The sequence below is a fragment of the Phyllobacterium sp. SB3 genome (assembly GCF_040009165.1).
Lineage (GTDB): Bacteria > Pseudomonadota > Alphaproteobacteria > Rhizobiales > Rhizobiaceae > Phyllobacterium.
Map to the genome: position 1 here is coordinate 94,226 of NZ_JBDYKI010000012.1, position 23,246 is coordinate 117,471.

At 53.8% G+C, this 23,246-nt stretch carries 21 protein-coding genes and 1 pseudogene; 15 read left to right on the plus strand and 7 right to left on the minus strand.

The annotated features are described in order from the left end of the window. Positions 1-48 precede the first annotated feature (48 nt). Positions 49-1,029, minus strand: coding sequence for an asparaginase (locus tag ABKW30_RS27565; protein ID WP_348602153.1), 981 nt, complete (start codon positions 1,027-1,029; stop codon positions 49-51). A gap of 305 nt (positions 1,030-1,334) precedes the next feature. Between ABKW30_RS27565 and ABKW30_RS27570 the strand changes: the two genes are divergently transcribed. The 11 genes from ABKW30_RS27570 (at position 1,335) to ABKW30_RS27620 (ending at position 11,727) form a co-directional block, all read left to right on the plus strand. Then, complete coding sequence (locus tag ABKW30_RS27570; protein ID WP_348602154.1) at positions 1,335-2,915, plus strand: ABC transporter substrate-binding protein; 1,581 nt, start codon at positions 1,335-1,337, stop codon at positions 2,913-2,915. Positions 2,916-2,985: 70 nt separating this feature from the next. After that, positions 2,986-3,909, plus strand: coding sequence for an ABC transporter permease (locus ABKW30_RS27575; protein ID WP_348602155.1), 924 nt, complete (start codon positions 2,986-2,988; stop codon positions 3,907-3,909). After that, positions 3,906-4,919, plus strand: coding sequence for an ABC transporter permease (locus tag ABKW30_RS27580; protein WP_348602156.1), 1,014 nt, complete (start codon positions 3,906-3,908; stop codon positions 4,917-4,919). The genes ABKW30_RS27575 and ABKW30_RS27580 overlap by 4 nt, the downstream gene beginning before the upstream one ends. A 13-nt stretch (positions 4,920-4,932) precedes the next feature. Then, positions 4,933-5,952 (plus strand): ABC transporter ATP-binding protein, encoded by a 1,020-nt coding sequence (locus tag ABKW30_RS27585; RefSeq protein ID WP_348602157.1) that lies wholly within the window; start codon positions 4,933-4,935, stop codon positions 5,950-5,952. Then, positions 5,949-7,046 carry an ABC transporter ATP-binding protein gene (locus ABKW30_RS27590; protein ID WP_348602158.1) on the plus strand — a complete coding sequence of 366 codons (1,098 nt, stop codon included), beginning with the start codon at positions 5,949-5,951 and terminating at the stop codon, positions 7,044-7,046. Before ABKW30_RS27585 ends, ABKW30_RS27590 begins: the two co-directional genes overlap by 4 nt. Beyond that, complete coding sequence (fabG, locus tag ABKW30_RS27595; protein ID WP_348602159.1) at positions 7,043-7,792, plus strand: 3-oxoacyl-ACP reductase FabG; 750 nt, start codon at positions 7,043-7,045, stop codon at positions 7,790-7,792. Before ABKW30_RS27590 ends, fabG begins: the two co-directional genes overlap by 4 nt. 63 nt (positions 7,793-7,855) lie before the next feature. After that, positions 7,856-8,617 carry a FadR/GntR family transcriptional regulator gene (locus ABKW30_RS27600; protein ID WP_348602160.1) on the plus strand — a complete coding sequence of 254 codons (762 nt, stop codon included), beginning with the start codon at positions 7,856-7,858 and terminating at the stop codon, positions 8,615-8,617. A 43-nt stretch (positions 8,618-8,660) separates the two neighbouring features. Then, positions 8,661-9,560, plus strand: a complete 900-nt coding sequence (locus ABKW30_RS27605; RefSeq protein WP_348602161.1) for a polysaccharide deacetylase — start codon at positions 8,661-8,663, stop codon at positions 9,558-9,560. 241 nt (positions 9,561-9,801) lie between these two features. Continuing rightward, positions 9,802-10,266 (plus strand): hypothetical protein, encoded by a 465-nt coding sequence (locus ABKW30_RS27610; protein ID WP_348602162.1) that lies wholly within the window; start codon positions 9,802-9,804, stop codon positions 10,264-10,266. 128 nt (positions 10,267-10,394) lie between these two features. After that, a complete protein-coding gene (locus ABKW30_RS27615) occupies positions 10,395-10,727 on the plus strand; it encodes a hypothetical protein (RefSeq protein ID WP_348602163.1) in 333 nt (110 codons plus the stop codon). Further along, positions 10,720-11,727 carry a GTP-binding protein gene (locus tag ABKW30_RS27620; RefSeq protein ID WP_348602164.1) on the plus strand — a complete coding sequence of 336 codons (1,008 nt, stop codon included), beginning with the start codon at positions 10,720-10,722 and terminating at the stop codon, positions 11,725-11,727. The genes ABKW30_RS27615 and ABKW30_RS27620 overlap by 8 nt, the downstream gene beginning before the upstream one ends. Positions 11,728-11,829: 102 nt before the next feature. On the opposite strand, the gene ABKW30_RS27625 is transcribed toward ABKW30_RS27620, so the two are convergent. After that, entirely contained in the window at positions 11,830-12,711 is an 882-nt protein-coding gene (locus ABKW30_RS27625) for a polysaccharide deacetylase (protein ID WP_348602165.1), read from the minus strand. A 290-nt stretch (positions 12,712-13,001) separates the two neighbouring features. Here ABKW30_RS27625 and ABKW30_RS27630 point away from each other — a divergent pair, with 290 nt between their 5' ends. The 4 genes from ABKW30_RS27630 to ABKW30_RS27645 all read left to right on the plus strand — a co-directional run bounded on the left by ABKW30_RS27630 (position 13,002) and on the right by ABKW30_RS27645 (position 17,675). Continuing rightward, positions 13,002-13,982 carry an asparaginase gene (locus tag ABKW30_RS27630; RefSeq protein WP_348602166.1) on the plus strand — a complete coding sequence of 327 codons (981 nt, stop codon included), beginning with the start codon at positions 13,002-13,004 and terminating at the stop codon, positions 13,980-13,982. A gap of 270 nt (positions 13,983-14,252) precedes the next feature. Beyond that, the gene (locus ABKW30_RS27635) at positions 14,253-15,326 is read left to right on the plus strand and encodes a tartrate dehydrogenase (protein WP_348602167.1); all 1,074 of its coding nucleotides are present in this window, start codon (positions 14,253-14,255) and stop codon (positions 15,324-15,326) included. Between the two features lie 13 nt (positions 15,327-15,339). After that, positions 15,340-16,617, plus strand: coding sequence for a glycerate kinase (locus tag ABKW30_RS27640; RefSeq protein WP_348602169.1), 1,278 nt, complete (start codon positions 15,340-15,342; stop codon positions 16,615-16,617). A gap of 149 nt (positions 16,618-16,766) precedes the next feature. Continuing rightward, complete coding sequence (locus ABKW30_RS27645) at positions 16,767-17,675, plus strand: LysR family transcriptional regulator (RefSeq protein WP_348602170.1); 909 nt, start codon at positions 16,767-16,769, stop codon at positions 17,673-17,675. Positions 17,676-17,751: 76 nt separating this feature from the next. Here ABKW30_RS27645 and ABKW30_RS27650 read toward each other — a convergent pair whose 3' ends face one another. From ABKW30_RS27650 to ABKW30_RS27670, 5 genes and pseudogenes are all read right to left on the minus strand, one after another. Continuing rightward, entirely contained in the window at positions 17,752-18,510 is a 759-nt protein-coding gene (locus ABKW30_RS27650) for an SDR family NAD(P)-dependent oxidoreductase (RefSeq protein WP_348602172.1), read from the minus strand. An 88-nt stretch (positions 18,511-18,598) separates the two neighbouring features. After that, entirely contained in the window at positions 18,599-19,579 is a 981-nt protein-coding gene (locus tag ABKW30_RS27655; protein ID WP_348602173.1) for an ABC transporter permease, read from the minus strand. Positions 19,580-19,667: 88 nt separating this feature from the next. Beyond that, positions 19,668-21,164 (minus strand): sugar ABC transporter ATP-binding protein, encoded by a 1,497-nt coding sequence (locus tag ABKW30_RS27660; RefSeq protein ID WP_348602174.1) that lies wholly within the window; start codon positions 21,162-21,164, stop codon positions 19,668-19,670. Between the two features lie 126 nt (positions 21,165-21,290). Beyond that, on the minus strand, positions 21,291-22,328 hold the full coding sequence (locus ABKW30_RS27665) for a substrate-binding domain-containing protein (protein WP_348602175.1): 1,038 nt from the start codon (positions 22,326-22,328) through the stop codon (positions 21,291-21,293). 721 nt (positions 22,329-23,049) lie between these two features. Next, a pseudogene (locus tag ABKW30_RS27670) lies at positions 23,050-23,246 on the minus strand (response regulator); the annotation flags it as partial.

Below are 23,246 nucleotides of genomic sequence, written 5' to 3' on the forward strand. Positions count from 1 at the left end.
AATCAGGGCTGCTCCCCATTGTGCAATTGATTGCAGAGTGAGAGCCGGCTACCCTCCGAGATATTCTATTTCATCGCATAGACGGTCTTTGCTTACCTCAAGGCCGAGTAGGATAGAAGTCAGGATGCGGGCCTTTGGACCGCTCAGATCGCCAGCGAAGATGACACCAGCTTCTACCAAAGTCTTGCCGCCGCCATTCCCATAAATTGGCTTGACACGCCCGCGCTGGCAGCGCGTCGTCATGATCACCGGAATGCCCTGTTTGATCACATCCGCTGCTGCGTTGGTTACAGAAGGAGTTGCATTCCCACGACCGAAACCCTCGATCACAATGGCGCTTGCCCCGTTCTCGGCGGCAAAGCGTAAATATCGGTCGGTTGTACCCATCGAGAGCTTGATCAGATCTACATCCGGGACAATCTTTGTTGTCTGATATGTCCGGCGCAAGACGGGTTTTCGATGTACGATTACGCGCTCACCATCGACTTCCCCGAGCTTGCCATGTTCGCCCGAGATAAATGTATCTACGCGCGACGTGTGCGATTTGGTTACATCGCGTGCGGCGTGAAATTCCTGTTCGAAACAGATGAGCACGCCAAGACCCCGCGCTTCGTCGGAACCTGCGAGACGAATGGAATCCGTTATATTGCGCGGGCCGTCGGGATTGGGCTCATCGAATGCATGCTGGGCGCCGGTAAAGACGACTGGCTTGTCGGATTGCACCAGAAGATCGGCCATATAGGCGCTCTCTTCCATTGTATCTGTGCCGTGGGTCACAACAACGCCCTCACAATTCGGGTCGGCCAGTCTTTCATTGATACGGTGGGCAAGTCTGAAAGCCATGGGGAGGTCCAGAGCATAACTGCCCACGTTGCAAAACTCGTCCGTCGCAATGGAAAACCCGTCAAGCGGGTCATGAAGCATGCTGCGCAACTCAAAACCGGTTACGCTTGAAGTAACATGTCCACTTGAGGGTTCTAGCTTCGATGCGATCGTCCCGCCGGTAGTAATCAGACAAATTTGCCGCATTTTTAGGCACCTCCCTTTGATCCGATACCTCCGAATATCTTGGTCAGACCAAAAAATCAACAAACACTTTAGAGATCGCTTCTTTCGAACGAAAATTGGTCATATATGCAATGTTTTTCGTGTTGACGGTCTGACCAAAATGGTCATTAATATCGAATATGGGTTTTGGTTATGCCAAAATGCTGTGCAAAACTGACGTAAAAAACAACAGATGGGGAACTACAATGTCTGAGTTTACGCGGATTAAGCTAGTGCCGACACGTCGGCAATTCTTGAAAACGACTGCCGCTTTCGGAGGCGCCGCGATGGTGTCTTCGATGGGGCGTATGGGTGAGGCTCTTGCGCAGGATGCGAGCAATACGCTTGTGATTGCTGCGCCCGCCACACCGCAGGGTCTGGATATCGAGTTCGATGTGAGTCTGGGATCGATCGATTCCCTGGGCGCACTTTACGAATATATGCTGGGCTATGAGAAGATAGACGATCCCAAAGCCAAAGGCGTTATGAGGGAGGATACTTCGGTCCATACCGACAAGCCGAACAATCTTGCTCTACGCGGTCGTTTGGCCGAACAGTGGGAGGTCTCTCCTGACGGGCGCAAAGCCACCTTCAAGCTTCGTGAAGGCGTTGTTTCCAATTGGGGCAATCCCTTTACCGCGAAGGACGTCAAGTGGACCTGGGATCGAAAGTTCAATCTAAAGGGCCAGGGCTTATTTCAGACTGCCGTACTTGGCCTGAAATCGCCGGATCAAATCAAGATAGAGGGTGATCATGCGATCTCGTTCAATCTCGATCAGCCGAATCCATTGTTGCTCAAACAGCAATGCAACCTTGCAAATCCGATTTACGATGCAACAAAATGCGCGGAAGTGGGTGGCAAGGATGACCCCTGGGCCGTCAACTTCCTGAAGAATGACAGTGCCGGATTTGGCCCCTATCGTCTCAAACAGCTTGTTCGTGGCCAGCAGGCGGTATTCGAAGCGCGTGACGACTATTGGGACGAGAAGCCGTTTATGAAGCGCGTCATCATGCGGGAGGTTCCGCAATCGTCGAGCCGTTTCTCTCTGCTGCAAGGGGGTGCCGTGGATATCGCGCAGTTCCTGCAGCCGCGCGAACTCGAGGCATTGAAGAACCAGCCGAACGTGGCTGTTGATGCTGTTGACTCATCGTACATGATCTGGCTTGAGCTGAATTCCAAGATTGCGCCGTTCGACAATGTCGATGTGCGCCGTGCCGTAAACTTGGCTATCCCGAGAGAGGAGATTATCCGCACAATCTATTACGGGTATGCGGATGAGCAAAAGGCGCCGATGCCTTATATTTATCCGATGGCCGATCAGAGTTTCTTCAACTACTCCTATGATGTGGCCAAGGCCAAGGCGTTGTTGGAGAAGGCCGGCGTTGGGACCAATCTTTCGACCACCTTGTCCTATAATGCAGGTGATCCGACACAAGAGCCGATTGCGTTGCTTATCCAGACGTCACTCAAGCAAATCGGCATCGAACTCACTTTGGAAAAACTGCCGGCCGGTGTTTTCTATGAAAATGTCACCAAGCGCGCGAAGCCGATGATTTTCTATCTGGACTCGCCATGGACACCGGATCCTGGTTATTCGACCTATCTGTACTTCAATTCAAAGAGCTACGTGAACTACTCCAATTACGACAATCCCGACGTCGATCGTATGATCACGGAAGGGCTTGCGACATTGGATGACAAGGTTCGTCAGGAAAAGTACTCTTCCGTCCAGAAGACATTGATGGACGAGGCTCCGTGGGGGTTCATCGCCTATCCGCAATATACACTCGCTCGCAAGGCGGCGTTGAAGGGGTATACGTATTACTCCTCCAATAATTTGCGCTTTCAGGACTTCTCCCGAGGCTGACGATGCCTCTGGTCCTCCGGGCTATTTCCCCGGAGGACCGCCTTTTGGGCAAATTTGGGAAGGGATCGCGATGTATTCGAAGCTCGGTCTTATCGCTAGGCTGGCCGTAATCCGGCCCCGATTTGCGATCGGTTATATCATCGTTATCGCTATCACGCTGCTGGCGATCATCGCGCCGGTGATCGCACCCTATTCGCCAACGGAAGCCGATTCGACAAGCTTCCTTCAGGTGCCGAGCGCGGCTCATCTTTTCGGTACAGACAATGTCGGTATGGATATTTTCAGCCGTGCGATCTACGCGCCACGGATCGATCTCACCATAGCTGTTTTGGGCACTCTGCTCTCGGCCCTGGTCGGGGGTTCAATCGGTGCGGTGGTCGGGTTTTACAGTACCGGGCGCGGCATTCGCGTCTGGCTTTCCTTTGCGGTGATGCGCGCTGCTGATGTGCTGCAGGCGTTCCCGGTATTCGTCTTCGCAATAGCGCTGGTCGCAAGTCTGGGCCAGAGCATACAGACGGTCGTGCTCGCAATCGCCTTCGTTAATGCCCCGATCTATTTGAGGCTTATGCGCTCCCAGGTGCTGAGCATCCGCTCCATGCGTTATGTCGAAGCGTCTCAGGTCAATGGCCTTTCCGACATGCAGACGATCATCCGCCATGTGATTCCCAATGCGATGGCCCCGGTATTGGCGCAACTGTCGGTCAATATAGGCTGGGGAATCCTGCTCACTTCGGCGCTCTCTTTCGTGGGCGCTGGAGTGCGTGCTCCAACCCCCGAATGGGGCAGCATGATCGCCATGGGTTTTCAGAATGTCGTCACTGGACAATGGTGGCCTTCTATGTTCCCTGGCGCAATGCTGGCAATTACCGTTTTCGGCTTTTCGCTTGTCGGGTCCTCGATTGAAGTACTCGCAGATCCAGCCAAGCGGCGGGAACTCCTGAGTGATTTACGTGAACGGCGTACCCGGTCCGGTCTTCCAGTGGAGCCCGCATGATGCGTATCCTGTTCTATTTTGGAAAACGGCTCATCTTCGTCATACCTCAGCTTCTGGGCATCGTTCTTGTCAGCTTCCTGCTGGTCAAGAGTATTCCAGGCGATCCCGCTGTTTTGATGCTTGGCCCGACCGCGACGCCCTCGGCCATCGCTTCGCTGCGGGAGCAATTGGGCCTTGACCAGCCCCTCTATATGCAATTCCTGATTTACGTCAAAGACCTGCTCCATGGCGACCTTGGCACGTCGTGGCAGACAACGAGGCCTGTACTCGAGGATTTGATACAGCGCTTTCCCGCGACGCTCGAACTGGTTACGTTTTCTCTTCTTCTGGCGATTATCATTGGTGTGTCGCTAGGGGTCCATGCCGCGAGAAAACCCAATGGCTGGATCGCACGGCTTGCCGATATCTACGGGCTCAGTGCCGGTGCGCTACCGGATTTCTGGTTTGCACTCGTGCTCATATTCATTTTCTATACTGTTCTCGGCTGGGCGCCAGCACCGCTCGGCAGAATTGACATGATTGTGCTTCCGCCGATGCCGATCACGGGAGCACTCACTATCGACGCACTGCTGGCCGGGGATTTCGAAGCTTTCAAATCCGCCTCCGCGCATCTGGTTTTGCCTGTTTTGACACTTGGACTTCTGAATGCCGGGCCGATACTCAAGATGACGCAGGCTACGATGGAAAAAATGCTGGAGTCTGACTTTAGCCGCTATGAAATCCTGTGCGGGATTCCGCAAAATCTGGTTGTGCGCCATGCACTGCGCAACGCCCTGCCTTCGATCGTTACCATCATCAGCGTTCTCTATGGATTTTTGATCGGCGGTGCCGTTCTTGTTGAAATCGTCTTCTCCTGGGGCGGTGCAGGACAATACGCGGTGCAGGGGGTGCTGAACTCGGATATTTATCCGGTGCTCGGCTTCGTGCTCTTCTCCGCGGTTTTCTCCCTGATCGTCTACATTGCGGTCGATCTTCTCTATTTCCTGCTCGACCCACGTATAAGCAACTAGTGTGAGGATGTCCTTGGCCATAGCGGAAGCAACCTCGAGCACCAAGAACGCCAGGAGCGAAGCTCTGTCGCCGCTCATTGCGGTGAAGAATTTACGTGTGACATTTCCGGCGGGCGGATCGGAGCCCAAGGAAGTTCTGAAAGGGATCGACCTTGAGGTGCAGCCCGGAGAGATCGTCGGACTGGTAGGGGAAAGCGGCGCGGGCAAGACGACGCTGGCGCGTTCCATTCTTGGGCTCCCTCCCGCACCCGGCCGTATCAGCGCCGGAGAGGTGTTCTTCGAAAACAGACAGATTCTGAAACTGTCTGAACCGGAATTGCGACGGCTGCGGGGGCGCCGGCTGTCAGTCGTCGTTCCAAACCCCCGTGCAGAACTCAATCCGTTGTTGAAAGTCGGCGACCAGATCGCGTCAATGGCGAAGATACATCTCAGCGTTAGCGGCAAAGAAGCACGGCGGATGGCGCTGCAAATGCTTCGCGATGTTCAGATCCCGGATCCCGAGCGGCGCATGAACGCCTACCCCCATGAATTGTCCGGAGGCATGGCGCAACGCGTTGTCATCGCGATGGCGCTTATCTGCAGCCCGGCTTTTGTCATTTCGGACGATGCGACAAGTGGGCTCGACGTTACGGTGCAGGCGCAAATCCTGGCTTTACTGGCAAAGCTCGCCGCAGATCACGGCAGTGCCATGCTTTTCATCACGCGTGACGTTGGTATCACCGCGCATTTCTGCAACCGGGTCGCCGTGCTTTTCTCCGGAGAAATTATGGAGATGGCTCCCCGCGAGAGCCTGTTTCTGAAGCCGGCGCATCCTTACACATTGATGCTGCTTGCAGCCTTCTCGCACAGTCCCAAGCTGCGCGAGACGTGGAGTGTTCCCGATACCGGGAGGCGGCGAGAGCCAAGTGCGGGCTGCCAGTATGTCAATCGCTGTCCACTCGCGCAGCCAGTCTGCCGAACGCAGCGTCCACCCTTTGCCGAGATAGAGCCCGGACATTTTGCTCGCTGTCATTTCCCTGTGAGGCATGCATGAGCGCTATCCTGACCATCGATAATCTCTACAAACGCTTTCCGATTGCAGGTTCCAAGCTGGTCGTGCAGGCCATAAATGGCGTCAGCCTTTCCATCGAGCCGGGGGAAACGCTTGGTCTCGTTGGCGAAAGCGGTTCTGGCAAGACGACCGTCGGGCGGTGCATCGTTGGCCTTCTCGAACCGAGTGCCGGTATTATCAAGTTCCGCGGAATGGATCTGTCTCAGCGCAAGCTGTACAGCCAGCAACTCGCCGGCAAGATACAGTTCGTATTCCAGGAGCCGAACGAGTCACTCGACCCGCGCATGAAAATCGGTCAGACGATTACAGAACCGCTTCTGCCCCTGAAGTTGGATCGGGAGACACGCCGCCGCAAGACAGCGGACGCCCTGAGCCTCGTCCGATTGGATCCCGAACTGCTCGATGCTTACCCCTCTGAACTTTCCTCCGGGCAGCAGCAGCGTGTCGGTATCGCGCGGGCAATGGTCACCGAGCCGGAACTGGTTATTCTGGACGAGCCAACTTCGGCCCTGGACCCCACGGCGCGCGCCGAAATCATTGACCTGCTGCGCCGCATCCAGGCGGAACGGAACACGGCATATCTGTTTATCTCGCATGATCTTTCGACCGTGCGGTTTATCAGCCACCGTGTCGCGGTAATGTATCTCGGCATGATCGTTGAACAGGGGAGTTCAGAGACGGTATTCAACCGGCCGCAGCATCCCTATTCCAGCGGACTGCTTTCCTCCGTCATGCTGCCGCATCCGCATCTGAAGATCGAAAACAGCGTTAGCCTCAAAGGCGAAATTCCAAGCCCAATCAATCTACCCAAGGGTTGTTTCCTGGCTTCGCGCTGTCCCTTTGTCATTGAGCGATGCAGAGCAGAAATGCCGCCGATGGAAGTCGTCGGCGAGCGTCATTCGGTGCATTGCTTTCGCCATGCGGATGTCGCTGCTTCCATCCCCGCTTCGGACACCTTCAACGTATTCATGCGGGAAGCTGAACGCATTCTGGGCCGGTCGGTAACCGTGGACCCGGCTGTACTCCGATCATCTCACAATCCCTCAACATCTGGAAATCAGGAACTATCAACATGACGGGACGTCTTGCAGGAAAAAAAGCTCTGGTCACCGGTGGAGCAGGTGGAATTGGCGGAGCAATTGCCACGGCATTTGCCCGTGAGGGTGCGGATGTCGCCGTGCTCGATCTCATGCTGGAAGCCGCCGAAGCAAAAGTCGCAACACTGAAATCATTCGGCGTCAACGCTTTTGCTGTAAATGCAGATGTTAGCGACGAGGCGCAGGTTACCGCCGCAATTGAAAAGGTCCGGGCGGGTCTTGGTCGCATTGATATTCTCGTGAACAATGCCGGCATCGACACAACATCTGTTGTGGCGGACATGGATACCGCGATGTGGGATCAGATGATAGCCGTCAATTTGCGTAGTGTGTTTCTTTGCACCCGCGCCGTTTTAAAACCGATGATCGAACAGAAATTCGGGCGGATCATCAATATCGCATCCCAGCTCGGTCACAAAGGGGCAGCAGAAATGGCCCATTATGCCGCCGCCAAGGCTGGTGTTATCGGCTTCACGCGCTCGTTGGCCTATGAGGTTGCGCGCGACGGCATCACCGTCAACGCTATTTGTCCGGGGCCCATCGAAACAGACTTGTTCCGGGCCCTGCCGGAAGAATGGAAAAAGCGGAAGCTTGCAGAATTGCCGATTGGTCGCGCCGGGAGTGTTGAAGAGATAGCTCCGACAGCGGTGCTGCTCGCCTCGTATGAGGGGGCTTATTATATCGGCGCAACGATGAACCCGAACGGCGGAGACGTCATGCTTTGACCGGTGCCCAATTGTTCACTAGCTATGTCGCAATAGTTTTGCACGACATGGGATAGGGAAACGATGATGAAGCTTGATCTTGAGCAAGAGAGAAAGGATGCAGGCACGGCGGGTCCGGAGCAGCGGGAACGGCGTGAGTCGAGCGGCGGGGTAGCCCAGGCTACAGTTGCTGAGTTGCAGGCAATGATCCGCGACGGGCGGCTCAAGCCAGGCGATACTTTGCCGCCGCAGCGGGATCTTGCGCGCAATCTCAGCGTCAGCAGGGCCACATTACGCGAGGCTTTGTCGATCCTGGCTACGATCGGCGAAATTGCAGCACGTCCTGGGGGAAGGGGCTTCATCTGTGCGGATCCGACTGACATGCCGGCAACGCCGTCCTGGCGCTTCGCTGCGCGCTATTCGTTACGGGAGGTGTACCAATTCCGTTATGTTGTGGAGAGTTATGCTGCGGAACTTGCAGCGATGGGACATACCGAACAGGAAATTGTCGATCTCAAGGAATGCACGCTGGCTTTCCGCAACGCCGCGCGCGCCGATGATCTTTCCGCCTACGCAAGGGCAGACTTCGATTTTCATCATCTGATTATGCGCATTTCACGCAACAAATTGCTTGTCGACATGCATCAGACGTTTTCGAGCGTGATGCTGGAGAGCCAGCGTTTACCGACCTTGCGCCGCGGTGATCTCTTGATCGCCGTTCAGGAACACGACCAGATCCTGGAGGCGATTGCCATGAGTGATCCCGATGGCGCGAACTACTACATGCGAAAGCATATCAGCATGGCGGGAAGCCGGGCCGGCCTTCCTCCGTCCGAACTTCCATAAAAATATCCCTTCGGCCGGGGATAGCGCAAAGAAAGGTAGAAAGATGCCCAAAGAAATCTTCGTATCCTACGGTATAGACGTGGATGCCGTTGCTGGCTGGCTCGGCTCTTACGGCGGTGAGGATAGCCCATGCGATATTTCGCGCGGTGCGTTTGCCGGTAAGGTTGGGAGCCTGCGGCTTCTGCGCATGTTCGAAAAATGGGGCATCAAGACGACCTGGTTCATTCCGGGCCATTCGATTGAAAGCTTCTGGGATGAAATGAAGCAGGTTGCAGATGCCGGCCATGAGATTGGCATGCATGGCTATAGTCATGAAAATCCGATCGCCATGACCCCAGAGCAGGAAGAGGCGATCTTTGACAAATGTGTCGACCTGATTACCAAGCTCTCGGGCAAGCCGCCGCGCGGGTACGTGGCTCCCTGGTGGGAGTTCGGGTCGAAGACCAACGAGCTTCTGAAAAAGAAGGGCCTGCTTTATGACCATTCTCTCATGCACAATGATCATCATCCCTACTATGTAACTGTAGGCGATGAGTGGACGAAGATCGATTATTCGAAACATCCGAGCTCCTGGATGAAACCCTATGTGCAAGGCGAGGAAACCGATCTCATCGAGGTTCCAGCTTCCTGGTATCTGGACGATCTTCCACCGATGATGTTCATCAAAGCGTCCCCGAACAGTCATGGCTTTGTTAATCCGCGCGATATCGAGCAAATGTGGCGCGACCAGTTCGAGTGGGTCTACGAAAACTACGATTATGCGGTCTTTCCTTTTACCATCCACCCAGACGTTTCCGGCAAGCCGCACGTCCTGAAAATGCACGAGCGTCTGTTCGAATATCTCAAAGGATTTGATGGTGTGAAATTCGTGGCAATGGAGGAAATCGCTGCGGATTTTGCCAAACGGTTTCCACGCAGCGGAACCGCTCGCCCACAATCCTGACTGCATAAAGCAAGGTCAGACTCTCCGGCTTTATGGTCTGACCTTGCGAGAGCAGTCGATGCTTATGTCTCACTTGCTAGTCCGCGCAACTAGGCCAATGTCGGTCTCTTTGGCGATTTCTTATACGGAAAGCGTATTTTTGAGCATACCATAATAGTGCATAAAATGAAGCTTTACCGTTGCTACAGCGGCTAAGCCGTGGAAGAATATTGGTCTGACCAAGAGCCAGGGAAGTCTCGGAATGAAGGAAAAGACCCACACCGTCCTCAACTTTCGCTCCGTATCCAAGCGCTATGGCGCGCCCGTGCCCCTGGACAATGTTTCGTTCCATCTGCACGCTGGCGAGGACTGCGGGCTTCTTGGTGAAAATGGTGCCGGCAAAAAAAAGCTGACCGGTAACAACATAGAATACCCCCTGGCTTGGGTGGAAGCCAAAGACGTCAAGGTTTGCAAGAGCGAAAGTTTTGTCGACGGGTGCAATACTTTCCTTGCAGACAACGTACCGCCTTTGTTCATCGCAACATCGCTCAATGGCAATTTGCTTCCTGAATTAAGCCTCATGTCGGTACAGGATGGACGCCTACCGCTGGCGCTGCAACCCAGGCTCTCCCGGAGGTTACCTATGCCGACAAATTGCCTGGCATCAATTGCGGCGAATGCGAACCGACAAAAGATTGGCTTGAGCCCAACAAGGTTAAGCCGATAGCTGTTCCGTAATCTGCTCCAGGTTATGGTAATTTATTCCCGCGGCGGGCCGGTTTCGCTTCCGCTTACGCCACAGGAAGTTTACAGAGTTCAAGAGTGCCTGAAACCGGCCTTTTTTAGGATAGTATCATGTGTTCGCTTTGCGGTGTTCTTGGAGGCAGTGAACATTGGGCCGATGCCGTAGCACGGCCTGGCGTTTATACACGCAATGGCGATGGAACAGATCGCCGCCGGGAACGTGCAAATAGGGTTCGAGTGGCGAACCGCGTGCTTGCTTCCTTTGGTATGAAATTATCGGATTGGGCGGGCACGTCCTTTGTTATTTCCACGCGCACAGGCAAAAGTGAGATCATCGAAGATCTCGGGCATTTGTGGCCGGCAGTTGAACGCCTGTCCGGCAAAGTATGCGATCCCTTAAATCCTGATCTGATCGCGAATATTGAAGCAGCCCGCGATGCTTGAGGTTCCCGCCTTTACTCCCGTCAATCTCCTCACCGGCTTTCTCGGTTCCGGCAAGACAACACTTCTCAAGCGCCTGCTTGAGGATCCCGCGCTGGCTGATACAGCCGTATTGATCAATGAATTTGGCGAAATCGGACTCGACCATCACCTGGTCGAGCGGATCGACGAGACAATGGTGCTGCTGCAATCCGGCTGCCTGTGTTGCACAGTACGCGGTGAATTGGTGGAGGCGATCCGGGATCTCCATTCGAAGCGCGAACGCGGTATCGTGCCTCCCTTCCGGCGACTGGTTATCGAAAGTACCGGGCTTGCCGACCCATTTCCCGTGCTTTCCACCATCAAGGCGGACCCCGTGTTGAGACATCATTTTCGGCCCGGCAACGTGATTACGACTGTCGATGCGGTCAACGGGTTGCGGGAACTCGAGACCTATATTGAATCCAACCGGCAAGTAGCCATCGCTGACAGGCTGGTCGTTACTAAATCGGATATCGCGGTGGAAGAGGAAGTAACTTTGCTGATCGACCGATTGCGACGCATCAACCCGGATGCGTTGTTGCTGTCATCGGGGGACACGTTTGATGCGAAGGATATCCTCAACAGCGATACTGCAACGCGCGGTAGCGCGCTTCAGTCGGCAAGCGGCTTCTTCTGCGAGGAACCAGCCGATTTGGTGACCTCCGATGGCATAGGGCATCAGGCCGCGATTGCGTCTTTCGTGATAATTGTCGAGGAAGCCATTGACTGGACTGCCTTCGGCGTATGGTTGACGATGCTGCTCAACCGGCACGGAGAGCGGGTGCTGAGAGTAAAAGGCATATTGAATATTGCCGGCGAGGAACGTCCGGTGGCCATCCACGGCGTTCAGCACCTGGTTCATACGCCCGTTCATATGGAGGCATGGCAAACCACTGACCGGCGTTCCCGCATCGTTTTCATCGTCGATGGACTCGACCTCGAACTCCTGAGGAGATCGTTCAGAGCCTTCGCTCTGGCGTGACTCTTGCATTTCCCTCTCGGTTGGCATGTTTTCCTGGCGAGTAAAATCGCGATCCGGCACCGCTCGACGCTGACCTCTATCTACCAAAAGCGAACATCGTCCCTATTTCCGACGCGGAGAACGTCTGGCGAAGTCTTGCGCCATTTCATCCATGGTTACGAATCTTACCCCGGGATGCGATAGCATGTGGCTTACCAGCCGTTCGAGCATCATCAACACATGCGGGCGTCCTGACACATCGGGATGAATCGACATTGGAAAAACGGCGTAGTCGTATTCCCGGTAAACCCAATCGAACTGATCACGCCACATTTGTTCGATATCACGCGGATTGACGAAGCCATGGCTGTTGGGATTGCCCTTCATGAACATCATGGGTGGCAAGTCATCAAGATACCAGCTTGCAGGTATTTCGATGAGATCCGTTTCTTTTCCGCGCTTGAGCGGGACCATCCATTCCAATGCATTCGTGTTGTAATCTATTTTTGTCCAGCTGTCGCCCGATCGGATATAGTATGGAATGTGGTCGTGATGCATCAGGGAATGATCATATATGATCCCACGCTCAAGGAGCAGCTCATTGGTGGCCTGCGAGAATTCCCACCAAGGCGCAACATAACCGGTGGGCTTACGGCCGGAGAGTTTCTCGACAAGCTCAATTGATTTGTCGAGGACTGCTGTTTCCTGCTCGCGCGTCATCGCCAAAGGATTTTCATGCGTATAGCCGTGGATTCCGATCTCGTGGCCGCCAGCAGCAACTTTTGACATTTGCTCAGGAAATGTCTCGATGGAATGGCCCGGGATAAACCATGTGGTTTTGATACCGAGGCGATCAAACATTTTCAGCAACCGCAGCGATCCGACTTCACCGGCAAACATACCTCGCGAGATGTCATCAGGTGAATCTTCCCCGCCATATGTGCCAATCCATCCCGCGACCGCATCAACATCCACCCCAAAACCACAAAGAATTTCCTTGGCCATAATTCTTTCCTTTTCCGGTTCATCACAGAGACGTAGGACGTCACTCCGATGGATGGCTGGGCGCACCATAGCTCAGGTCGGCATTTGTATTTGCAATTGCAGCTTAGCTTCTTACACGAGCGACCAGGTTTTCCATAAGCGACCACCTACGACGGGCCGATGAACGCAGGGTGTGGGATGAGTGAATAACAGTCAAATATATTTAATTCTGCAATAATCCGCCGCGCCATTCTGACGGTAGACTGTGGTTGCAGTGCGTAGCGACTGCAATCTATCAAATGAGGAGCATCATGAAGAAAATTGTTTTGATTACAACGGGTGGGACGATTGCATCGCGCCATGATCCAAGAACTGGGGACTCTATAGCAATCGTTGGTGGCGATGAACTCAGGTCCTCGCTTCACGGAGAGATCAAAGAAATTGACCTCGAGGTCGAAGAGTTCAGCAACATCGGATCATACAGTTTTGACCTGCCCCACGCATTCCGGCTTGCGCAACGTATCCAGGTCCATCTGAACAGAGATGATTGCACTGGAGTGGTCGTAACCCATGGTACGGATACGATGGAAGAAAGCGCATATCTCGCAGACCTCACAGTCATTTCGGATAAGCCTGTTGTTTTCACCGGTGCCCAACGTAGCGCTGATATTCCCGATGCCGATGGTCCACGCAATATCGAGGATGCAATTCGTCTGGCAGCGTCTGAGAAAGCACGCGGACTCGGTACCATGATCGTTTTTGAACAGGAGTTTCACGCTGCCCGTGACGCAACGAAGTCGCATGCATCACGTACGGACACGTTTGGTTCGGCAGAACACGGGAAACTTGGCGAGGTGGATGGCGACGAGATCATTGTTTCCCGAAAGCCCGTGTTGCGCAAAACTTACAAAGTGAAAAATCTCGTTTCCGAGATTGAGCTCATAAAGCTGGCGATGGGCACCACAGATAGCTACCTTCGATTTGCTGCAACAAGTGGGGCGCGAGCGATCATTATTGAGGCTTTCGGTAGAGGCAATGCAACACCTTCAGTTGCGCGAGCGATCCCGGAGATCGTTTCTTACGGTCTCCCGGTGATCATTACCTCCCGCTGCACGAAGGGACGCGTAAAACCGGTTTATGGAAATGGCGGCGGTCGAGATCTTGAACGGGGGGGTGCGATTTTCGCCGGAGATCTTTCGGGGCCCAAAGCCCGCATTCTCGTTTCGGTGCTTTTGGGGGCGGGGCTAAAAACCGATGAAATTGCGCGGGAAATTCGCCTGCTCGCAGGCTAATGGCGGGGAATCAGGCAGTCATTATCTCAGGATATTGTATAATATCCCGTCCATTGAGCTCGTTCCCTCGCGTGAATAAAGTCACCAACGGTCTGCTTTGGGGGGTGCTGAAAACCCAGCTCATCCTGAAGCAGGTACGAACGATGTTAAATGGCACAGATGAATTTAGCTCGGCTTGCTCGCGGACGAAATCATTTTCGCGGCAATGGATCGACGGTAAGCAGCGGTGCATCGAAGCGCCGCTCAAGAAGATGACACCAGGAGACAGAGATGGGTCAACATTCGATAGCAGCCATTCCCGCCGACGGCATCGGCCCGGAAGTCATAGAGGCCGGAATCGAGGTGTTGAAGGCATTGGAAAAACGTATCTCCGGGCTGTCGCTCAATTTTGAGAATTTCGATTGGGGAACGGATTACTACAGACAGCACGGCAAGATGATGCCGGATGACGGGCTGGATCGCCTAAAGCAATTCGATGCCATCTATTTCGGCGCAGTGGGCGCTCCCGACGTGGCAGATCATATCACTTTATGGGGACTTCGGCTTCCGATTTGTCAGGGCTTTGATCAATACGCAAATGTTCGCCCGACAAAAATCCTGAAAGGCATACAATCGCCTTTGCGAACCGCACAGCCTGGAGATCTTGACTGGGTCATCGTTCGCGAGAATTCGGAAGGGGAATATTCCGGAAATGGCGGTCGCGCTCATCGTGGCCTCCCGGAGGAAGTTGGAACGGAGGTTGCGATTTTCACCCGCGTAGGCGTAACCCGCATTATGCGCTATGCGTTCAAACTGGCAAGTGACCGGCCACGTAAGCTTTTGACAGTCGTCACGAAGTCCAATGCACAGCGTCATGGCATGGTGATGTGGGACGAAATTGCAGCCGAGGTTTCACTCGAATTTCCGGATGTGACCTGGGACAAAATGCTGGTAGACGCAATGACTGTGCGTATGACGCTAAAGCCAGAAACTCTTGATACGATCGTAGCTACCAATCTCCATGCCGATATTCTTTCCGATCTTGCTGGTGCTCTGGCTGGTAGTCTTGGCGTTGCCCCGACAGCGAATATCAACCCGGAGGGCCGGTTTCCTTCTATGTTCGAGCCGATTCACGGTTCTGCCTTCGACATCACTGGAAAAGGCATCGCAAACCCCGTAGCCTCCTTTTGGACCGCAGTGCAGATGCTCGAGCATCTAGGAGAGCGCGAAGCTGCAGACAGGCTGATGCGGGCGATCGAAATGGCGACTGCGGCCGGGATCACAACTCCGGACGTCGGCGGAAGCGCGAATACGGCAGAGGTCACGCAAGCTGTCATTGACGCCATATATGGTTCAAATGCCTGAGGAGACGATGCAGATGGCATCTCGTTGGACAGATGCAAGTATAAAGGGGTTACTGCGACAGATTTTCGATGCAGCCGTCGCAGATGCAGATGCGAAAGCAGCGGTCCTGCGAAATCTGCCGGACATTCCTGCCGGGCGGGTTGTCGTCGTGGGTGCGGGCAAGGCATCCGCAGCCATGGCCGCGGCCATCGATGAAGTGTGGGTGGATGTTGATCTTTCAGGTGTTGTTGTCACGCGCTATGGGCATGGGGTTCCGACGAACAGGATTGAAGTTATAGAAGCCTCGCATCCGATCCCCGACGGCATGAGTGTCGAAGCGGGTGAGCGGATTCTTAAAGCGGTGCAAGGTCTTACCGAAAATGATCTTGTTATTGCAATGATATCGGGCGGGGGGTCGGCGCTGCTCGCAGTTCCTGAAGATGGTATTTCACTTGCCGACAAACAGGCGCTCAATCGAGAGCTATTGGCGTCCGGTGCGTCAATTGCAGAGATGAATGCAATCCGGAAGTGTTTCTCCAAGATCAAAGGCGGAAAACTTGCGGCGGCAGCCAGACCGGCAAAGGTTATGACGATGATCATCAGCGACATCCCGGGCGACGATGCTTCACAAGTTGCCTCCGGCCCAACCCTGCCAAGCCGGGCCACCCTGCCTGAAGTGCGTGGCATCATCAGGCGGTACGGGATCAAGTTGCCACCTGCTATGAAAGCGCACCTCGCGTCAGCCTCACTCGCCGCAACAGAGCTTGATTATCCTGTCAACGCTCGTCTTGTGGCCACGCCCAGAACAGCGCTTGAGCAAGCCGCTGCAGTCGGACGTTCGCACGGACTGAACGTCGTCATACTTGGCGATGCCATGGAAGGCGAGGCACGCGAGCTTGGAAAATTCCTGGCGGCAATGGCCCACTCCAGCCGGCGACATGGCGACCCGACACCGCTGCCGGCACTTTTCCTGTCAGGGGGAGAGGCGACAGTGACCATGAGGAAAAACAAGGGTGGAAGGGGAGGGCGGAACACGGAGCTCTTGCTCTCACTGGCGATAGCACTGCGTAACGAACCGGGTGTCTGGGCCATTGCTGGCGACACTGACGGAATTGATGGAACAGAAGATGCTGCGGGTGCCATTATTACACCGACAACTTTTGAAAGAGCCCAACATCTCGGCTTAAATGCCCACGAGAGCCTTGATCATCACGACAGTTACACATTCTTCAGTGCGCTTGGGGATCTGTTCTTCACAGGGCCAACGCTGACAAATATTAATGACATCAGGGCTGTTCTCGTCCTTCCCTAGGGATCTTGCGGCATCCAGTGCGTGACATAGTGCTTCGTTCTCCATCGCTCGTGGCGACGCCCGTCCTTTAATTGGCCTTTGGCCGTTAACGCTTGACGTCAGTCAATCCGGGATTATCTTAAAAAAATATATAATCAGGAACCCAATTCATGGAATTACAGCAGTTGCGCTGCTTCATTGCAGCAGCCGATGAGTTTCATTTCGGCAAGGCTGCGCAACGCCTCGATATGCTCCCTTCGTCATTGGGCCGTCACATCAAACAACTCGAGGACGATCTTGGAACGCGTCTCATTTCGCGAACGACGCGGAGTGTTACATTAACCGAGGATGGTATTGTTTTTCTCGAAGAGGCGCGAAGGCTCCTTGCGCACGCCGATAGGCTGGCTGCCAAGATGCGAGCGGAAAGCCGGGATCGTGGTGCCACTCTGCGGATCGGTTCAATCGACAGTGCGGCCGCAGGCCTGATCCCCCAGCTCATTCATGATTTTCGGGGCCGCGCCCCCCATGTTGGTATCGAACTTCTGGAGGATAAATCGGTGCGATTGCTACCAAAGCTGCTGTCGGGGCGCCTCGATCTCGTGTTCATCCGTCCGCCAGCCAATCCAAGCCGCAGGCTTGATTTCTTCTTCCTCTTGTACGAAAGCGCCGTGGTTGCCCTTCCGATCAGGCACCGCTTCGCGGATCGGTCTGAACTCGTTCTTGCGGATTTGGTGGATGAACCGCTCATCGTTCCGGACCGCCACTCGCGGCCGCATAGCCACGATCTCACGGTCAAGTTGTTTAATGAGGCTGGGTTGACGCCCCGTATCTCGCAGATCGCCGAAGAAAAACAGACGATAATCGGTCTCGTGGCGGCAGAGCTCGGTGCAGCCATCGTTCCGCGCTGGACCTCCAGGCTCTCGAATGCGGGCGTCAAGTTCGTCAGATTAACGACGAATAGCACCATGGGCAGACTGCCATTGTCGGCAGCTTGGGCACGAGGATCACGTGACGGTGTTCGTGACCAAATGCTTGATATGATCCGCGAGAATCTTTCAATCTATTCAGCAAACAGTTAGGCTGACCGCGAAGTAAGCGCCAATTAACCTGCACCTTGGCGGAAATAACCAGGCTCTTCCGCCTTTGTGGCGTCCATCAGCCCTGGCGGATTGTCAACCCACCATCCACGAGGATCGTTTGACCGGTGACATATCGCGCTGCGTCTGACGCCAGGAACAGGATGACGTCAGCAACATCTTCAGGTTCACCGATGCGTTGAAGCGGTATTGATGAAGCTTGTGCGTCAAGTTTGGCTTGTCCCATTGAATGTTCTTCGGACAAAGATTGCGCCGTGCGAATGAATCCCGGAGCAACACCGCTCACGCGAATGCCATCGGGACCAAGTTCAGCAGCTAGCCCCCTGATCAAACCCAGAATGCCGGCTTTGGCAGCGGAGTAGTGCACATGCTCACCCCATCCGTAGGTAATACCTGATATGGAGGAAACCGCGATGATCACCCCCTTTTTCCGCTGTCGCATCCGCGGGGCTGCAGCTCGCGCCATGCGGAAACAGCCTTTCAGATCAATGTCGTTGGTGAGATCCCACTTTGCATCGGTCATCTGCTCCAGTGGTACGCGATGTGCAATGCCCGCGTTGGCAACGACGACATCGACACCGCCGAATTCTTTCTCTATCTCTTGGATAACCGCATCGACGGCGGTTGAATCAGTGACATCGAGTTTGCGAAAAACGGCGTGTCCGCCTTGAGTTTCGATCTGCTGAACAACTTCGTGCCCTTCCCTCTCAAGGATGTCTGTAACGTAGACGACATACCCCTGCTTCGCGAAGGCGATAGCGGTTGCCCTGCCAATGCCGATACCGGCGCCGCTGATAACCACGGTGCGTTCTTCCATTATAGTCTCCTTAAGACATTCGGTCATCGCGACCGTCATAAATCGTAGAGGGCTTTGCGTCCTATACTCAACGTTGAAATGCCAATCCTTATTTTATGATCCCGATCTTGCCTCGTTCCAAGGAAAGAAAGACCGCGGAGATTAAAATAAGGCCGGTAATGATCTGTTGAATTTCCGATGCGACGCCGAGGATGACCAGACCATTTCCCAGCATGGCAATAATCAGTGCTCCGATGACGGTGTTTTGTATGCTACCGACCCCGCCGGTAAGAGGCGTGCCGCCGAGAACCACTGCCGAAATAGCCGCAAGTTCGAACGAAACACCTGCGGTAGGCGTGGCTGCTCCCAGCCTTGCCGCCATGACAATTCCGCCAAGTCCTGCGAGAAGGCCCGATACGACAAATACAGATATCTTGGTCATGTTGACGGGGAGACCGCTAATTATCGACACCCGCTCGTCCCCGCCGATAGCGACGCAGTATCGACCGAATGTCGTGTAATTATAGACAATGTAGCAGATGACAAACACCCCCAGTGCCAGATAGACGATGTTGGGGAAAATCCCTATTCCCACCAAAGTTTCCGACAAGACAATCGGACTGCTGTTTGAATAAACAATCGTGATGCCCTGGACAATCAACAGCGTACCCAATGACACCATGAAGGAAGGTACTTTCATGATCGTAAACACCACCCCGTTGAATAAACCGACCAACGCACCAACTCCAAGTGCCGCAACGACGCCCAAGGGACCGTTGGTTAGTGAAACGGAGGCGCCGATCATGCCAGCAAAGGTCAAAGTTGATCCAACGGATAGATCAATGCTGCCTGCCGTAATAACGAAATGTATGCCAAACGCCACAATCGCCAGAACAGTTGCCTGTTGAACGATGGTGCTGAAATTTCGCAGTGTGTCGAACCGCTCGAACGCTGTTATGGAGAAAAAGGCGAAGATCAGCAGGAATGCCGCATAAGGCACGAGCACTCTTATATTGCTAAGGTCGAAACGTGCATCGCCACCGGTTCCAAACCAGTTCTTTGTACTTTTTTGCTCGATATCTGTTGCCACTTTATTTCCTTTATCAGCAAGTATAACCAATCGATATCGCGTTGATTTTCGCAATGTTAGGAAAGTGCAAAACCACGCGGCGTCTCTATCAAAGCATATATCGAATGAGGTCAGCTTCTTGAGGGTTGTCCGCGCGCTGGAACGTCTTTGAGACTTTGCGTTCTCGTATCACCAGAATGGTATCGCTCATCTGGAGCAGCTCCTGAAGTTCGTCGCTGACGAGGATGATTCCGGCACCTGCGGCAGTCAGTCTGTTCAACAATTGATAAATCTCTGCTCGGGCACCGATATCAATACCGCGCGTTGGATTGTCCAGGAGAAAGATATTTCCTTCTGTTGCAAGTAATTTTGCGAGGACGACTTTCTGTCTGTTACCGCCGCTGAGATTTTGACACATGTCCTCAACCGAACGACATTTGATGCCGAGTTGTTTCACCAGACGGGAGGCGGTTCGGGTCTCTCGCGACTTGATTGCGATCCCGGTGGTTGCCAACCGATCGATGATGGACATTACCGTGTTTTCCCGGACTTTCTGCCTGATGATGAGACCCTCCCGGTCGCGGTTCTTCGGACTGAAGAGGATACCCTTGTCGATGGAACGCTTTGGTGTGCGACCTTCGTAGTCATGCCCTTTGACGACAACACGCCCTTTGACCGATGTCTCCAAGCCATATATCGCCCGCAGAATATGCTCTTGACCTGCACCGGCCAGTCCGCCGATTCCTATTATATCCCCCTTGTTAAGGCGAACGTTGAAATCCATGATACCATCCTCGATACTAAGGCCAGATACATTGAGCAGGGGCTCTGAACTCCCCGTATCGTCAGGTGATTTGGAACGGAGATTGAGATCGACTTCTCTGCCGACCATCAAACCCGACAGTTCATCAGGCGTGGTCTTGTCTGTATCCCTGACGGATACAAATTTGCCGTCCTTCATGATGAGAATTTTATCGGTGACCTCAAAGATTTCCCGTGTGCGATGTGTCACAATTATAATCGCAGTGGTGGGCTTCAAGCGCCGGATCAAGTCAAGCACTAATTCGGTATTGTGGCTCGACATGGCGGCTGTCGTCTCGTCGAATATGATGCAGCGAGGGTGCATCGAAACAGCACGGGCAGTTTCAACCAGTTTTTGGTCTTCCAGGCTGACATCCCGCGCTATTGACGAGGGATCTATGTGCGGGCAGATATCGGCAAGAAGCTCCCTTGCGGCAGCAATCATTTGTCCGCGAAACTGTAGACCGAATTTACGAAATTGCCCTTCACGTCCAAGAAAGAGATTTTCTGCGATCGACAGGGAGGTAATAAGCGCCGGTTCCTGAAAGACGATCTGGACACCTTTATTTCGGGCAACGGCAATTGATGCTGGCGAGTAGGACTCACCGTCCAGTTCGATTGAACCCGTGTCGCGTTGCGCGACGCCGGCTAGAATAGCCGCCAGGGTTGATTTGCCAGCGCCGTTCTCGCCGGCAAAGGCCCACACCTGCCCGGTGTCAATCTCGATGCAGCTTTCATCGTTCCACTGCAGAGCCCGAACTGCCCCGAAAGCCTTGCGCACTGCTGAGATACGGAAGAGCACCATGCTGCTTTGAATATCCCTTGTCACTGTCAACTGGTTGGCAGGAGCCGCCAATTGGCAAAAAGAACTTCCTAGGTGAGTGCGCGGCATGGGTTAGAAGACCTCCATGCCGCGCCTTGGAGTACGGACTTATTTCACCGATATCACGAAATCTGTTGTTTTCGCGTTTGGATTGGTCACCTTGGAAAGGACTTTCCAGTCATATTGAGGAACTGCCTCAATAAATTGCTTGGAGTATTGATCGACATTGCTCTTGGTAACACCTGGAATGCTAAGCTGATTGACAGGAGGCGTGTTTTCTTTTCCGTTCAGCGCGTCATAACACATGACAGCGGCCTCACCACTCTCGGCCCATTGTCCGCCGGTTGAGTAAAGAGCCTCGCCGGCCTTGATTGCATCAACCGCTTCCGGAATAAGATCCATAGAGGCAACCTTGATCTTGTCGATCACTTTTGCATCTTTGAAGGCCTTTATCGCTCCCAAGGCGGTATCGTCATTATACGTCCAGAGTCCCTCAAACCCTGGTCCTGGAAACGCCGACAGGAAGTTCTGCGCATCGGTATAACCGTTCTGGCGCAGTTCGCCATTTCTGAGGTCTTGCAAAAGTGTCATGTCGCTATGTTCCGACAGGAACTGTTTCAAACCGGCACTGCGCTCATCAGCCACCGCGCCGCCCGGCACGCCACCAATCGCAACGAGCTTGCGTACGCCGGCATCGTAAAGTGCCTTGGCGATGTTGTAGCCGGCAAGCTTGTTATCGACTCCGACGAAGCCCGCGTAACTTTTGCCATCATATTCCGAAGGAGCGAATCCAGGCCAACGCTCGGCAAACACTACCGGAACTTTTGCTGTTTCCGCTTGCCTCAGCAAACCCCGTGCAATTGCGGAGGTGTTCGGGGTGACGATAAGGCAATCGACACCCTGTGCAATCAGCCCTTCAATGTCGGAGAGTTGCTTCGAGTCGCTCTGGTTCGCATCCAGGACGACTGTTTTTGATCCCAGTTGCTTCGCAGCCGATTTGGCGAAATCTGCAAATGAACGCCAGAACGGATTCTGCAGAGCTGGCACGCTAATGCCGATTGTCGGCTCTTTGTCGGCCGCCTCGGCTATCGTCGAAGATGATATAACTGCCGAACAGGTGAGCGCTATGGTGATGAATTTTAGCATTTGTTGTTCCCTTTTAGTTTTTTAAGCCACTAAAGCTGAAGTTGCCCTTGTGCTGCAAACGTGCGGTGCTTTTAGAGATAGTCATTAGTTCGGATGGCTTGAATGAACCGACCAATGTCCTCGTTTTTGACCGAATGCCGCTCTGAACAATGCGACTAATAGCTTGAGACTAATTGTCGTGCACCCGACACAGCAGCGTCAATAATATTAATTTACGCAATAATGGCACCGCATCTAAGGAAACGGCAAATTATTATGGATGCAAGCTGAAGGTCCGGTCCCCCGTCGTAAAAGCTTGGGAACAGTTGACGGAGAATGGTCGGATGAAGCCCTCTGCCCCTTGCGACCGCCTTTTGGACGTCATCGTGAGTTAGTCAAGTTAACTGCTAAAGCGGGATGTTTGCGGATATCTCACCCGCGAACAGAAGGAAAATGCTGCGGAGCTTGAAAAGCGGGCAGATTTGAAATCAACGGTTTGGACATGCAGAAGACCTTCTCCTATTGGAATGTAGTAACGTTTTGATGGTCTTCTAGGGACAAGGGAAAATTGCCTGTTATCGGGCATTTTCAAACGACGGTTTGTTGACGGGCTCCACGTTTGAATAACCATCCGGGATCCGCGGTCAGTGCGTTCGAGCTGCTTCAAGTCTCCTGGTATCTCAAATAGTCGATTTTAACTGGAAGTTCTCTCGAACGCAGCCTCGTTGGCGGTCGGTGCAGGTTACTGCGCTCCTCTGGCTTGAACCATTTCACGGATCGAGCGAACGACATGGTCTGGACTGTACGGTTTCGGCAAGAACCGGGTTTCTGTCGGAAGAGCATCGACGTTCACTGTGCGGTGACCTGAGGTGACAATGATCTTGATCGGCGGCCATCTGTCACGTACCGCCGCAGCAAGTTTCAGTCCATCCACGCCGC

Bases quoted from the DNA above. Each gene is read 5' to 3' on its own strand.
- ABKW30_RS27565 (WP_348602153.1), bottom strand. From the start codon at position 1,029: ATGCGGCAAATTTGTCTGATTACTACCGGCGGGACGATCGCATCGAAG.
- ABKW30_RS27570 (WP_348602154.1), top strand. From the start codon at position 1,335: ATGGTGTCTTCGATGGGGCGTATGGGTGAGGCTCTTGCGCAGGATGCG.
- ABKW30_RS27575 (WP_348602155.1), top strand. From the start codon at position 2,986: ATGTATTCGAAGCTCGGTCTTATCGCTAGGCTGGCCGTAATCCGGCCC.
- ABKW30_RS27580 (WP_348602156.1), top strand. From the start codon at position 3,906: ATGATGCGTATCCTGTTCTATTTTGGAAAACGGCTCATCTTCGTCATA.
- ABKW30_RS27590 (WP_348602158.1), top strand. From the start codon at position 5,949: ATGAGCGCTATCCTGACCATCGATAATCTCTACAAACGCTTTCCGATT.
- fabG (WP_348602159.1), top strand. From the start codon at position 7,043: ATGACGGGACGTCTTGCAGGAAAAAAAGCTCTGGTCACCGGTGGAGCA.
- ABKW30_RS27600 (WP_348602160.1), top strand. From the start codon at position 7,856: ATGATGAAGCTTGATCTTGAGCAAGAGAGAAAGGATGCAGGCACGGCG.
- ABKW30_RS27605 (WP_348602161.1), top strand. From the start codon at position 8,661: ATGCCCAAAGAAATCTTCGTATCCTACGGTATAGACGTGGATGCCGTT.
- ABKW30_RS27610 (WP_348602162.1), top strand. From the start codon at position 9,802: ATGAAGGAAAAGACCCACACCGTCCTCAACTTTCGCTCCGTATCCAAG.
- ABKW30_RS27615 (WP_348602163.1), top strand. From the start codon at position 10,395: ATGTGTTCGCTTTGCGGTGTTCTTGGAGGCAGTGAACATTGGGCCGAT.
- ABKW30_RS27620 (WP_348602164.1), top strand. From the start codon at position 10,720: ATGCTTGAGGTTCCCGCCTTTACTCCCGTCAATCTCCTCACCGGCTTT.
- ABKW30_RS27625 (WP_348602165.1), bottom strand. From the start codon at position 12,711: ATGGCCAAGGAAATTCTTTGTGGTTTTGGGGTGGATGTTGATGCGGTC.
- ABKW30_RS27630 (WP_348602166.1), top strand. From the start codon at position 13,002: ATGAAGAAAATTGTTTTGATTACAACGGGTGGGACGATTGCATCGCGC.
- ABKW30_RS27635 (WP_348602167.1), top strand. From the start codon at position 14,253: ATGGGTCAACATTCGATAGCAGCCATTCCCGCCGACGGCATCGGCCCG.
- ABKW30_RS27640 (WP_348602169.1), top strand. From the start codon at position 15,340: ATGGCATCTCGTTGGACAGATGCAAGTATAAAGGGGTTACTGCGACAG.
- ABKW30_RS27645 (WP_348602170.1), top strand. From the start codon at position 16,767: ATGGAATTACAGCAGTTGCGCTGCTTCATTGCAGCAGCCGATGAGTTT.
- ABKW30_RS27650 (WP_348602172.1), bottom strand. From the start codon at position 18,510: ATGGAAGAACGCACCGTGGTTATCAGCGGCGCCGGTATCGGCATTGGC.
- ABKW30_RS27660 (WP_348602174.1), bottom strand. From the start codon at position 21,164: ATGGTGCTCTTCCGTATCTCAGCAGTGCGCAAGGCTTTCGGGGCAGTT.
- ABKW30_RS27665 (WP_348602175.1), bottom strand. From the start codon at position 22,328: ATGCTAAAATTCATCACCATAGCGCTCACCTGTTCGGCAGTTATATCA.